The sequence below is a fragment of the Actinacidiphila epipremni genome (assembly GCF_012034175.1).
GTDB lineage: Bacteria > Actinomycetota > Actinomycetes > Streptomycetales > Streptomycetaceae > Actinacidiphila > Actinacidiphila epipremni.
Genome location: NZ_JAATEJ010000008.1, coordinates 183,486 through 196,430, shown reverse-complemented (window position 1 = coordinate 196,430; position 12,945 = coordinate 183,486). Strand labels below are relative to the sequence as shown.

10 protein-coding genes are annotated in these 12,945 nt (G+C 73.9%); 2 read left to right on the top strand and 8 right to left on the bottom strand.

The window, feature by feature from the left end; translation table 11 throughout:
• Positions 1-79: 79 nt before the first annotated feature.
• The 6 genes from HCN08_RS13245 to HCN08_RS13220 all read right to left on the bottom strand — a co-directional run bounded on the left by HCN08_RS13245 (position 80) and on the right by HCN08_RS13220 (position 6,773).
• Positions 80-1,273, bottom strand: coding sequence for a type III PLP-dependent enzyme domain-containing protein (locus tag HCN08_RS13245; protein WP_206318762.1), 1,194 nt, complete (start codon positions 1,271-1,273; stop codon positions 80-82).
• A 131-nt stretch (positions 1,274-1,404) separates the two neighbouring features.
• A complete protein-coding gene (locus HCN08_RS13240) occupies positions 1,405-2,886 on the bottom strand; it encodes an AMP-binding protein (protein ID WP_167983290.1) in 1,482 nt (493 codons plus the stop codon).
• 131 nt (positions 2,887-3,017) lie between these two features.
• Positions 3,018-4,601, bottom strand: coding sequence for an AMP-binding protein (locus HCN08_RS13235; RefSeq protein ID WP_167983220.1), 1,584 nt, complete (start codon positions 4,599-4,601; stop codon positions 3,018-3,020).
• A gap of 13 nt (positions 4,602-4,614) precedes the next feature.
• Positions 4,615-4,863 (bottom strand): phosphopantetheine-binding protein, encoded by a 249-nt coding sequence (locus HCN08_RS13230; protein ID WP_167983219.1) that lies wholly within the window; start codon positions 4,861-4,863, stop codon positions 4,615-4,617.
• Between the two features lie 7 nt (positions 4,864-4,870).
• On the bottom strand, positions 4,871-5,896 hold the full coding sequence (locus HCN08_RS13225) for an ACP S-malonyltransferase (protein WP_167983218.1): 1,026 nt from the start codon (positions 5,894-5,896) through the stop codon (positions 4,871-4,873).
• A complete protein-coding gene (locus HCN08_RS13220; RefSeq protein ID WP_167983217.1) occupies positions 5,880-6,773 on the bottom strand; it encodes a hypothetical protein in 894 nt (297 codons plus the stop codon). The genes HCN08_RS13225 and HCN08_RS13220 overlap by 17 nt, the downstream gene beginning before the upstream one ends.
• A gap of 210 nt (positions 6,774-6,983) precedes the next feature.
• Between HCN08_RS13220 and HCN08_RS13215 the strand changes: the two genes are divergently transcribed.
• Positions 6,984-7,949, top strand: coding sequence for an ABC transporter ATP-binding protein (locus tag HCN08_RS13215; protein WP_167983216.1), 966 nt, complete (start codon positions 6,984-6,986; stop codon positions 7,947-7,949).
• 12 nt (positions 7,950-7,961) lie between these two features.
• Positions 7,962-8,693 carry an ABC transporter permease gene (locus HCN08_RS13210; RefSeq protein WP_167983215.1) on the top strand — a complete coding sequence of 244 codons (732 nt, stop codon included), beginning with the start codon at positions 7,962-7,964 and terminating at the stop codon, positions 8,691-8,693.
• Positions 8,694-8,811: 118 nt separating this feature from the next.
• Here the strand turns inward: HCN08_RS13210 and HCN08_RS13205 are convergent, their stop codons facing one another.
• A complete protein-coding gene (locus HCN08_RS13205) occupies positions 8,812-9,765 on the bottom strand; it encodes an asparaginase (protein ID WP_167983214.1) in 954 nt (317 codons plus the stop codon).
• A gap of 65 nt (positions 9,766-9,830) precedes the next feature.
• Positions 9,831-12,941 carry a non-ribosomal peptide synthetase gene (locus HCN08_RS13200; protein ID WP_167983213.1) on the bottom strand — a complete coding sequence of 1,037 codons (3,111 nt, stop codon included), beginning with the start codon at positions 12,939-12,941 and terminating at the stop codon, positions 9,831-9,833.
• Between the last annotated feature and the right edge of the window lie 4 nt (positions 12,942-12,945).

Below are 12,945 nucleotides of genomic sequence, written 5' to 3'. Positions count from 1 at the left end.
GTGGCCGGTCCGTTGCCGTCCGGCGGCGGTTGGGCCGCCGAACGGCCGCGGGTGGGCCGTCAGTTGCGTTGCGCGGCCGTCAACCGAGGTCGGTGCGGGCCAGTTCGAGCCGGGAGGCGGACACGATCTCGCCGCCGCGGACGACGACCTCGGCGGGCGCGGGCCTGCCGAGGAAGCCCAGCAGGCTCGCGGTCGGCCCGTACGCGCCCACGTTGGGGACGGTGACCAGGTCGCCGGGGGCCAGGGCGCGGACGTCGAGGTCGCGGCCGAGGATGTCGCCGGGGGTGCACAGCGGGCCGACCAGGCTCGCGCGCTGCAGCTGCTCCTCCGACTCCGGCAGCTCGTCGGGCTTGACCGCGAGCGGCAGCAGCCGCCCCAGGCCGGCCATGCCGCCGAGGGTGTTGATGCCCGCGTCGAGGATCACGAAGGTGCGACCGCGGCTGGTCTTGACGTTGGTGACCGCCGTGACGAGCTCGCCGGTGGTGCCGGCGAGGTGGCGGCCGGACTCGAAGGCCAGGTGCGGGGTGCCGTCCCGCCAGCGCGGGAAGGCGGTGTCGAGGGCCTGCTCCAGCTCGGCCTTCAGCTTGTCGTAGACCGGCAGTTCGCCGGGCACGGCGTAGGGCGCGGCGAATCCGCCGCCGATGTCGAGGACGTCGAGCGGCAGGCCGAGCCGTTCGGCGAGACCGGCGGCCTCGCCGATGCTGCGGGTGAACTCGTCGACGAGGCTCTGCTCGTCGCGGGAGTTGCTGAGCGGGAAGAAGTGCGCGCCCGCGACCTTCGTGCCGGGCACCGCCAGCAGTTCGGGCATCAGCTCGGGCAGCGTCTCGCTGTCCAGGCCGAACTGCGAGGGCGCGCCGGTCATGCGGATGCTGGTCGAGGCGCCGGAGGCAGCCGCGTTGATCCGCAGCAGGACCTGCGCGGTGGTGCCGTGGTCCTGCGCGGCGGCGCCGACCCTGCGCAGGTCGCCGGGCGACTCGACGGAGAACCACCGCACGCCGGCGGCGAGCGCGGCGCCGATCTCCTCGCCGGTCTTGCCCGGCCCGGTGTAGAGGGTCCGGGCCGGGTCGAAGCCCGCGGCGAGTGAGTTGGCGAGCTCGCCGGTGGAGCTGACCTCGGCGCGGCAGGCGGTGCCCTCGCCGCCCTCGCCGAAGACGCGGGCCAGGCCCGGGTGCGGGTTGGCCTTGAACGAGTAGAAGAGCGTGGCCTGTTCGGGCAGCACGGCCCGCAGCGCGTCCCGGGCGGCGGTGGCCCGGTCGAGGTCGTAGACGTACAGCGGTGTGCCGTAGCGCGCGGCGAGTTCGGCGTTGCGCGCGGCGGTGGAGTGCCGGCCGGCCGCGCGGCGGTCCCCGCCGGGCGTGCCGTCGGCCGCTGCCGGGGTGCGCCCCGAGGGCGCGGCGGGCGCGGTCACTTCGCCGTCCCGTCGATGAGCTCCAGCAGCACCTTGCGGGCGTTCTTGCCGTTGGCGGTGAGCGGGAAGTCCTCGATGACGTGGCAGGTGGCCGGCACCTTCGCCGTCTCCAGGCGCTTGGCCAGCTCGCGCAGCACGAAGCCGGGGCGCACGTCGCCGCTGACGCAGATGACCAGGTCCCGGGTGTCGGTGGGCAGCAGGACGCATGCGGCGCGGATGCCGGGCACGTCCATCGCGGCGGCCTCGATCTCGATGGTGGACATCCGCACGCCGTTGCGCTTGAACAGGTCGTCGCGCCGGCCGTCGAAGTAGACGTAGCCGTCGGCGTCCATGCTGCCCCAGTCGCCGGTGTGCAGCCGGGTCCGGCCGGTGGCCGGGTCGGTGCGGTAGGTGCGGGCGGTGACCTCGGGGGCGTTCCAGTAGCCGGCCATGACGTTGGGCCCGGTGACGGTGATCTCGCCGATCTCGCCGGGCGGCAGCACGGTGCCGTCCTCGGCCATGATGGTGACGGTCGTGCCGGGGATGGCCGGGCCGACCGAGCCGGGGCGCTCCAGCTCCTCGTCGGGCGGCATGACGGTGACGCGCTTGCACTCGGTGATGCCGTACATCCGCACCACGGCCGCGTCGGAGAAGTGGGTGCGCAGCGCGTCGATGGTGGACTGCGGCAGCGCGGCGCCGGTGCTGGTGAACATCCGCACCTTGGTGGGGGTGGGCTCGCGTTCGGCGAGCCAGCTCACCATCGAGGCGAGCGCGGGCACCAGCGGCACGATCGTCGCGCCGGACTCCACGATGCGCTCCAGCAGCGTGTAGTCGGGCTCGGAGCCGGACAGGAACAGCTCGGCGCCGACCCGGCAGGCCAGCAGCACCTGGTAGAGGCCGTAGTCGAAGGGCAGCGGCAGCCGGCAGAAGACGACGTCGTCGCCGCGGTAGCCGAGGACCTGCCCGACGGAGGAGGCCGCGAAGACCATCTGGGCGTGCGGGCACACCACGCCCTTGGGCGCGGCGGTGCTGCCGGAGGTGTAGATGAGCACGGCGACGTCGCCGGGTGCGGCGGCGTTGGGCACCGGCGGGGCGCCGGCCGGGCGGGCCTGTGCGGCCTCGCGGGCGGCGCCCACGGCCCGTACGGGCACGTCGGTGAGCTTCTGCACGGCGGTGACGGCGCGGTCGTCGGCGACGACCAGGACGGGCTCGCAGTCGCCGACGACGGAGACCAGGTGGTAGTCCTTCATCGCCGGGTTGACGGGGACGAAGACCGCGCCGAGGCGGGTGACGGCGAAGAGCAGCGCGACCATGTCGCGGGTGTTGGGCAGCCGGACCAGGACCCGGTCGCCGTGCCGGACGCCCTGCTCGGTGAGCCAGGCGGCGTAGCCGGACACGACGCGGGCGTACTCGCCGTACGTCCACCCCTCGCCTGCGGAGTCGCGCAGGGCGGGGCGCCCGGGGGCGGCCTCGGCCACGGCGTCGAGGAAGCCCGGCACGGTCGTGATGTGCGTGCCGCCGAGTTCGTCGGGGAGGTCGGTGGTGACCGTGGAAGCGTGCACGGGGTTCTTCTCCTAGTCGTGTGACCGATCGTCGGCCGGCGGGCCCCGGGGGCGCCGCGGCGGGCGGTTCAGCCGCCGGCGGCCGGTCCGCGGCGGGCGCCGGCCAGGGCGGTCAGCGCGGTGCGGTCGATCTTGCGGTTGGCGTTCAGCGGGAAGTGCTCCAGGTGCCGGTAGCGGCGCGGCACGAGGGGTTCTGGCAGGGTGCGGCGCAGTTCGGCGGCGATGTGCAGGGCGGGCTGCTCGCGGCCGGTGTAGAAGACGGCGAGCTCGCCGCCGGCGTGGACCGTCACGGCGTCCTGGACGCCGTCGCAGCCGCGCACGGCGTGGTCGATCTCGGCGAGCTCCACGCGCCAGCCGTGCACCTGCACTTGCGCGTCGGAGCGTCCCAGGTAGGCGAGTTCGCCGCCGGGCAGCCGGCGCACCCGGTCGCCGGTGCGGTAGTAGCGGCCTTCGGGGCGGTCCAGGAACCGGCCCTGCCCGTCGGCCGGGTCGAGGTAGCCGGGTGTCGTCTGGGGCCCGGCGACGCACAGTTCGCCCTCGTCCTGGCGTGCGCTGCCGTCCTCGGCGAGCAGCAGGGCGCGGTGCCCGGGGTGGACGGCGCCGATGGGCACGATGCCGTTGACGGCGATCCGCGGCGAGCGCAGCGGGTCAAACCGGTGGCCGGCGATGGTGATGGTCAGCTCGGTGGGGCCGTAGATGTTCTCCAGGGCCGAGCCGGGCGCGGCCTGCTGCCAGGCCGCCGCGTCGGCGACGGTCAGGGCCTCGCCGGCGAACAGGCTGTGCCGCAGCGACGGCAGCGCGCCCGGGCCGAGGCCGCCGGCGCGCTGGACGAAGGCGATGACGCTGGGGGTGGAGAACCAGCCGGTCAGGTCGTGCCGGGCGGTGAACTCCGGCAGCGCGAAGAACGCCTTCTGCGGTACGGCGACCACGCTCGCGCCGGTGCCCCACGCGGCGAACAGGTCGAAGTGGGCGCAGTCGAAGGTGAGGTCGAAGGTCTGCGAGAGCCGGTCGCCGGGGCCGTAGCCGTAGCGCTCGTCGATGATCCCGAAGTAGTGGTCGGCGCCGCCGTGGGTGACGCGGACGCCCTTGGGGCGGCCGGTGGAGCCGGAGGTGAACAGGATCAGCGCGGTGTCGTCGGGCCCGGCGGTGCGCGGCGCGTCGAGGGCGGGTCCTGTGACGGGCGCCTGGTCGGGCACCAGGACGGGCATGGCGGGGGCGCCGTCGAGCAGGTCGGTGAGGATCGCGGAGCCGGCCGGGTCGGCGATCAGCGCCTCCGCGCCGGCGGCGTGCAGCGCGGCCCTGCTGCGGGCGACGGGGAAGTCGGGGTGCAGCGGTACGGCGGCGGCGCCGGTGTAGAGCGCGGCGAGCACGCCGACGTACGCCTCGGCGGTCTTGTTGCCGAGGACGGCGACGGCCCGCGGCGGGCGGGGGCACCGGTCCAGCAGCGCCCCGGCCCAGGTCAGGGCCAGCTCGTGGGCCTCGGCGTAGGTCATGCCGCGGTCCCCGGCGAGCAGCGCGGTGCCGTGCTCGGCGGCGGCCAGGCCGCGCAGGAAGCGGTGGTGCAGCGGGCGGAAGGGCCGCAGGCCGCGGTCGTACGGGGCCGGGGCGGGGGCCGCGGGGCGGGGCGTCAGGTCGTCCAGGGTGCGGTCCATGGCGGGGCGGGGCTCACGCGGCGGGCGAGGTCAGGGCGGTGACGGTCTTCCACAGCACCGCCGGGGTGGAGAAGGTCTCCAGCGACAGCAGGTCGCCGCCGAACCGCACGTCGTACTCGCGCTCCAGGGTGACCATGAGGTCGACGATGCCCATGGAGTCCAGGCCGTTCGCGGTCAGGTCCAGGTCGGCCTCCAGCGGCTCGTCCGGCGGCAGGAACGGCAGCCGGTCGCGCAGGATACGCTCGAATTCCTCGTCCCACATGGGTGGTTCATCCCTTCACGGAAGCGGCGGCCGAGACCGGGGCCAGGGCCGTTACGGGGGCCGGCGGCGCCCAGGGCGCGTACCGGCGCGGGCGCAGGGCCGCGCGCGGCGAGGCGGCCAGCACGTCGAAGGCCTCGACGGTGCACGGGACGCGGCCCCACAGGGTGTCGGGCCCGGCGACGCACACCCGCGTCACGGCCAGGTCGCGCAGGCCCCGTACGGCGTCGGGCCAGCGCACGGGGCGGACGAAGCCGTCGAGCAGCATCTCCCGTACGCCCGCGGCCGTGGTGACGGCGGCGCCGTCCTGGTCGCGTACGACGGGCAGCGCGGGGTCGGCGAAGGTGAAGCCGTCCAGTACGGCGGCGGCCCGCTCGCGCAAGGGCGCGAAGGCCGCGCAGTGCATGGGCGGGCGCATGGCGTACAGCGGCAGGCCGCCGAGCGCGCGGATGCCGGCGGTGAAGGCGTCCAGGCCCGGCTCGCGCAGCGACACCATGAAGAAGTCGCGGTCGACGTGGCAGGACACCTCGTACCACTGGCCGCGCGCGTCCATCCCGGCGAGCAGTTCGCGCAGGCCCTCCTCGGGGGTGCGCACGAAGGACTGGGTGACGACGTCGGTGTGCTCGGTGCGGAAGTAGTCCTGCTCGCAGCGGGCCAGCTCCACGGTCAGCCGTATCGTGTCGGCGAATCCCAGGGCGCCGCTGAAACAGGCCGCGGCCTTGGCCCCGAAACTGGGTCCCGCGCAGGCGACGGGCGTGAATCCGAATGCGCCGACCGCCCATTGCGCCAGTGCCGTGCAGTTCAGCAGAAAGGCCGCCTGGGCGCTTTCCGCGTAGTCCTCCTCGGCGTCCCGGTAATGGTCGGCCAGGCAATATCCGAGGGCGTCGTCGGCTTCTTCGCGCAGCCGCCGGGCGATCGGGTTCGTGAGCATGAAGCGCGCGACGTCGGCGTATTTCAGCGCGCTCATTCCGGGGAATACCAGCGCGGTGCGGCCGGCCGCGCCGGTAGCGGCGGCGGTGTCAGCAGACGACGTCATATCGCTGGAATCCCTCGCCGATCGTGACGGGCTCCTGGAAAAGGTCCTCGGCGGCACCCGGCAGCAGCTTCCCGGTGTTGCGGAAGGCCAGCAGCGCGCCCTCGCCGTCGACCGCGAGCAGGTCGGGCGTGCCGTCCAGGTCGACGTCGCTGAGGGTGATGTGCCGGTAGGCGTCCCAGCCGCGGCCGACGGTGTACCAGGTGCCCTCGCCGGCCTCCAGGGAGTGCGCGAGGTCGTGGCCGTCGGCGAAGACGAACAGGTCGAGATCGCCGTCGGCGCGGCGCACCAGCAGGTCGAGGGTGCCGTTGCCGGTGAAGTCGGCCATGGCCAGCGGGAAGTCGTCGACGGCGACCTCGGTGAGGCGGTGCGGCGTCTTGTCGTAGGTGTCGTTGGGCACCACGGTGCCGGTGTGCGGGAACCAGTCGACGTTGGTGCCGTCCCAGCCGCGCGAGAAGGTGTCGTCGGCGCCGTTGCCGGAGATGTCGGCCATGCCGACGGTCTCCCACAGCCGGCCGTCGTCACGCTTGCCGGAGATGCGCACGGGCGCGCCGAGGGTGTCCAGGCCGCGCAGCCCGCCGGTGTTCGGGAACAGGAACAGCCCGTGCTCGCCGTCCACGCCCGGGTTGATCTGCTCCAGGCTGAAGGCCAGTACGCCGGCCAGCCCGTCCCCGTTGTCCAGCGCGCGGACGAATCCGAAGGTCTGCCAGCCCATGTCGCGGGCGATCAGGACCGGTTCGGAAAACGTCGCGGAGCCGGCGAACGCACCGCTGTGCGGAAGGACGAAGACCTCTCCGGTCTCGCCGACCCGTACCAGCAGATCCGGCTTTCCGGTGCCGTCGAAGGAACGGGAGGCACCGTTTCCGAGCATCGCGACCACGTGCACTCACTCCATTCCGGTGGTTTTCCCGTCCGAGTTTCACACCGCCGACCAGGGCCCCACACCCCTAAGCGGGGGCTAGGGGCCCCTATCCTCCGCACCGCCGTGGGGCGGGGCGGCCGAGAGGGCATCCGACCCATGACAGATGTCATGGGTGACCGGTGACAGCATCCATTTCCCGGCGGCCCCGCGACTCGCACACTCATGGGTATGGAGAAAACCGCGACGGCGACTCACGAGTCGGCCGGACCCGGCACCGAGAACGGGCCCGGCGACGCCGCCATCCACATCTCGGGCCTGACCAAGCGCTACAACGAACGCGTCGCCGTCGACGGCGTCGACCTGACCATCCACCGCGGTGAGGTGGTGGCCCTGCTCGGCCCGAACGGCGCGGGCAAGTCGACCACGGTCGACATGATCCTGGGCCTGACCCGGCCCGACTCCGGCACCGTGACCGTCTTCGGGCGGACGCCCACCGAGGCGATCCGCGCCAGCCAGGTCTGCGCGATGCTCCAGGAGGGCACCCTGCTGGAGGACGCGTCGGTGTACGACATCGTCGCGATGGTGGCCGCGCTGCACGCCCACCCGATGCCGGTCGCCGAGGCGCTGCGCCGGGCCGGCGTCGCCGACCTCGCCAAGCAGCGCAGCACCCGGCTGTCGGGCGGGCAGAAGCAGCGGGTGCGGTTCGCGGTGGCCCTGGTCGGCAACCCCGACCTGCTGATCCTGGACGAGCCGACGGCGGCGATGGACGTCGCGACCCGGCGGGAGTTCTGGGAGTCGATGCGGCACTTCACCGACGAGGGCCGCACGGTGGTCTTCGCCACCCACTACCTGGAGGAGGCCGAGGAGTTCGCCGACCGGGTGGTGCTGATGCGGCACGGCAAGATCGTCCGCGACGGCACGGTCTCGCAGATCAAGTCCGCCGCGTCGGGCCGCATCCTGCGGGTCGTGGTGCCGGGCGGCGACCTCGGCCAGCTGCTGAAGCTGCCGGGCGTGCTGGACGGCACGCAGCGCGGCGACCGGTTCGAGCTGAAGTGCTCGGCCTCGGACGCGCCCGTGCAGGCGCTGCTCGCGATGTACCCGCGGGCGCACGACATCGAGATCAAGTCGATGGGCCTGGAGGAGGCGTTCTTGCTGCTGACCTCCGACGACGCGAAGCCCCCCACCAACAGCTGAGGACGAAGAACCGTGAACATCGCATTTGTCAGGCTGGAGTTCAAGCGCCTGGTCACCAACCGGCGGTTCTGGATCTTCTCGTTGTCGCTCCCGGTGGTGCTGTACCTGCTGGAGATCTCGGCGTACGGCAAGGGCGACGTGCCGGGGACGCACATCAGTTACGCCGCGTACCTGATGTGCAGCTTCGCCGCGTGGGGCTCGATCCACGCCACCCTCATCGTCGGGTCGCGGATCGCGATCGAGCGGTCGTCGGGCTGGCAGCGGCAGTTGCGGCTCACCCCGCTGCGACCGCAGGCGTATCTCGCGGCGAAGGTCACGGTGGGCATGATGATCACGCTGCCGGCGCCGATCCTGATGTCGATCGTCGGCCGCTTCAACGACGTGCACCTGTCGTCGGGCGACTGGGCCAAGCTGGTGCTGGGCACCTGGGTGGCGACGCTGCCCTTCGCGGTGCTGGGCACGCTGCTGGGCCAGATGGCCAAGGCCGAGACGGTGTCGGGCTACTTCGGGGCGGCGCTGCTGCTGCTGGGCTTCCTGGGCGGTGTGCTGATGCCGACCACGAGCTTCCCGGACTGGCTCCAGCACGTCTCGAAGGTCATGCCGAGCTACTGGCTCGCCGACATCGGCCGGGCCGCCGTGACCGGCATCAGCGACCTCGGCACCGCGATCGGCATGCTGGCCGCCTGGACCGTCGTCCTGGGCGTCGCCGTGGTCTTCCGCTACCAGCGCGACAGCGCCCGCTGAGCCTCGACCCTGCACGCAGAAGAACCCTGCACGCTGAAGACGGCGGCGCGCCCGGCACGTACACCATGTGCCGGGCGCGCCGCCGTACGTACCCCCTGCGTACCGAGGTCCGCGGGGGCTACGTGAAGGCGACGGCCTCGATGACGGTGGGGACGGCGCCGGGCTGCGGCTGCTGGACGGTGTCCAGCCGCTCCAGGACCGGCGAGTCGATACCGCACTGCCGCAGCACCTGCGCCAGCACCGGGCCCATGGCGCGCTCGCTGCCGTCCTCGATCTTGTACGCGAAGGCCCGGCCGTCCGGCAGCGCGACCGCCTGGACGCCCTCGGCGCCGCTCTTGGCGAGCAGTCCGGGCACGGCACTCATCAGCCAGGTGTCGGGCTCGTGGGTGCCCGCGACGTATTCGGGGTGGGCGCGCATCGCGTCGGCGACGTTGCCGAGCGCGGTGCCGGGTGCGGCGGCGCCGAGCCGCTGGAAGGCGCGGGCGAGGCCGGTGAGGCTGAAGGCGGCGGCGGGCGCGTTGCAGCCGTCGGTGCCGATGTGCGCGATGGGTTCGCCGGTGGCGGCCTCGATCTCGGCGTTGACGGCGATCTGGAGCGGGTGCCGCGGGTCGAGGTAGCCCTCGACGGGCCAGCCGTTGGTGACGCACGCGAGCAGCATCCCGGCGTGCTTGCCGGAGCAGTTCATGGTCAGCCGGCGGTCGGTGGGGTCGCCGTCGCGCACCATGGCGATGCGCTGCCCGACGTCCTTGGGCAGGAAGGCCGGGCAGCCCAGCGCCTCGACGCCGACGCCGGCGGCGTCCAAAATCTCCCGGACGGCCTGCACATGGAAGGGCTCGCCCGCGTGGCTGGCGGCGGCGAGCGCGAGCCAGCGCCCGCTCAGCCGGGCGCCGGCCCGCAGCATCGCGGCGGCTTGCAGCGGCTTGTTGCTGGAGCGGGGGTAGATCGGCGAGTCGGTGTCGCCGGCGGCGTACGCGGTCGATCCGTCGGGGTGGAGGAGCACCAGCGAACCGCGGTGCACGCTCTCCACCATGCTCGATCTCAGGACGTGGGCCATCACGGCGGGTGCGTTCATGTGCGTGTCCTCGTTCGGCGGTGCGGAAGTCCCCGCCCCGCGCGGGGGCGGGGACCTGGGTGTCGTCAGGCGCCGGCGGCGCCGTCCTCCCGGGGCGGCAGCGCGCGGACGCGGGCGGCCAGCGCGACCGGGGTGGGGTGGTCGAAGAGCTCGGTGAGTTTCAGCCGGACCCCGAACTCGGCCTCGGCGCGCTGTACGAGCACCGCGCCGAGCAGCGAATGGCCGCCGCTGGCGAAGAAGTTGGCGTCCGGGCCGAGGTCGGTGCGGCGCAGCAGCTTCTCCCACTGGCCGACCAGGAAGTCGACGACCGGGTCGTCACCGGGCGCGGTGGCAGGGGAGTTGGCGGTATCCGTCCCCGACTCCGCCTCGGCGCGGTGCTGTTCGGCGAGCCGGGTGAGCGCGGGGATGTCGACCTTGTTGTTGCCCGTCATGGGGAAGGACTCCACGGCGACGTAGGACTGCGGGACGGCGGCGGGCGGCAGGGTGCCGCGGGCGTGCTCCCACAGGGTGCCGGTGGCGGCCGGGTCGCCGACGACCACGAAGGCGGTCAGTACGGCGTCGGAGCCCGGGTCGCCGGCGACGACGACGGCCGCGCCGCGCACCTGCGGGTGCTCCAGCAGCACGGCCTCGATCTCGCCGAGCTCGATGCGGTTGCCGCGCAGCTTGATCTGCCGGTCGGCGCGGCCCAGGATCTCCATCCGGCCGCCGGGCAGCCAGCGCGCGAGGTCGCCGGTGCGGTAGTAGCGGCCGTGCTCGGGGTGGTCGCCGAAGCGCTCGGCGGTCAGCTCGGGGCGGCCGTGGTAGCCGAGGGCGACGCCGGCGCCGGCGATGCACAGCTCGCCGCTCACGCCGACCGGCAGCTCCTGCCCGGGCCGGCCCTCGACGAACAGCCGGGTGTTGGCGAGCGGCCCGCCGACGTCGACGCGGGCCACGTCCTCGGGCACGGCGCCTGAGGTGGACCAGATGGTGGTCTCGGTGGGCCCGTAGACGTTGTGCAGTCGGCAGCCGGTCGCGGCCAGCCGCTGGGCGAGCGCGAGCGGCAGCGGTTCGCCGCCGCTGAGCACCCGGCGCCCGCCGAGCCGGTCGCCGGCCTGGTCCAGCACCATCCGCCAGGTCGTCGGGGTGGCCTGCACGATGCCGACGTCGTGGCGTACGAGCACGTCGGCGAGCGCGGTACCGTCGGTGCGTGCCTCGTCGGGGGCGACGACGACGGCGCCGCCCACGGTCAGCGGCAGGAACAGCTCCAGCGCGGAGATGTCGAAGCTGAAGGTGGTCAGCCACAGCGCGGAGTCGGTGTCCTTGGCGGACAGCTCGTCGGCGAAGTGCGCGACGAGGTTGGCGAGCGCCCCGTGGCCGACGAGGGTGCCCTTGGGGCGGCCGGTGGAGCCTGAGGTGTAGATCAGGTAGGCGCACTCCCCCGAGGACGGGGTGGCCGCGTCGGTCTGCGGCGCGGTGTCCGCGGCGTCGGGCAGCGCGGGCAGGGTGAGGGCGGGGGTCTGCCCGCAGTCGAGGGCGGTGCCGGCGCCGCGCAGCACGGCCCTGGCCCCGGAGTCCTGGAGCTGGTAGGCCAGCCGGGAGGCCGGGTGGCTCGGCTCCAGGGGCAGGTAGGCGGCGCCGGCGAGCCAGACGCCCAGCGCGCCCGCGGCCAGCTCCGGGCCGCGGGGCGCGGCCAGGGCGACGACGTCGCCGCGGCCGATGCCGGCGGCCCGCAGGTCGTCGCGGACCCGCAGGGCGCCGGTCCACAGGGCGGCGTAGCTGACGTCCCGGTCGCCGTCGCGCAGCGCGGTCGCGGCGGGCCGTGCGGCGGCGACCGCGGCCACGGCCTTGAGGACCGAGCCGTACGGGACGGGCCGCTCGGTGGCGTTGGCGGCGCCGATGACGGCGGTGTCCCGCGGGCTCCACACCCGCAGCTCGCCGATGGGCCGGTCGTGCGCGGTGTCCAGGGTGAGCAGCAGCGCCTCGTAGCGCTGGACGAGCGCCTCGACGTCGGCGTGCTCGAAGACGTCGGCGTAGTAGGCGGCGCGCACCTGGAGGCGGTCGGCCGCGGAGGAGACGAAGAACTCCAGGTCGAACTTGCTGGAGCCGTTCTCGGCGACGATCTGCCGGGCGGGCAGGCCGGTGAGGGTGAACTCGGTCGCGCCGGCCATGGGCGCGTAGTTGAAGACGTGCCGGAAGAGGATGTTGCGCCAGGCGGCGTCGTCGCGCGGCACGATCTCCAGCAGGTCGTCGACGGGGTAGTCGGCGTGCGCCATGGCGCCGAGGAAGACCTTGCGGGTGGCGGACACCAGCTGGCGGAACGATTCCTCGGGGGTGACGCGGGCCCGCAGCGTCAGCACGTTGATGTGGTAGCCGATCCGGTCCTGCTCGCCCTGCCCGCGCAGGCTCACCGGCGACCCGACGGTCAGGTCGGGCCCGGCGCCGTGCGCGGCGAGCAGCACGTAGTACGCGGCGAGCAGCACGACGGCCTCGGGGGCGCGCAGGGCGCGCTGGAGGCGGCGGACGACGGCGAGTGCCTGCGCGGACAGCTCGTGGTTGACGACGCCGCCGAGCAGCGTGGTCTGCGAGCCGCCGGGCTTCTCGCAGCGCAGGGCCAGGTCGGTGGGGCGGAAGCCGTCCAGCTGCTCGCGCCAGAAGCGCTCGCTGGCCTCGGAGGGCGGCGGCGGGGTCCACGCCGGTACGGGCGCGGCGAGCTCGGCGGGCACGTCGTGGCCGCCGGCGAGCAGTTCGTAGAGCGTCGCGGCCTCGCGCAGCAGGATCATCGAGGAGGCGCCGTCGAAGACCGAGTGGTGGACGGCGACGCAGAAGACGTCGCCGTCCGGGTGCCGCAGGTGCGCCGCGCGCAGCAGCGGGCTGCCGTCGGTGCGGAAGGGCCGGGCGATGTACGGGGTCAGGTCGTCCTCGGCGGTGCCGCCCGCGGGCGCCAGCGGCTCGACGGCAACGCGTACGGCGCCGGTCGTGAGCACCTGGCGCAGCAGCGTGCCGTCCTGCTCGCGGAAGACGGTGCGAAGCACCTCGTGGCGGGCCACGAGGCGGTCGACCACGTCCTGGAGCAGCTGCGGCGCGAGGTCGCCGGCCACCCGGAAGGCCGTCGAGAGGTTGTTGACGCCGGAGTCGGGAACGAAGCTCTCCAGCAGCCACAGCGCCTGTTCCTTGCGGGAGGCGGCGACAGCGTCCATCACT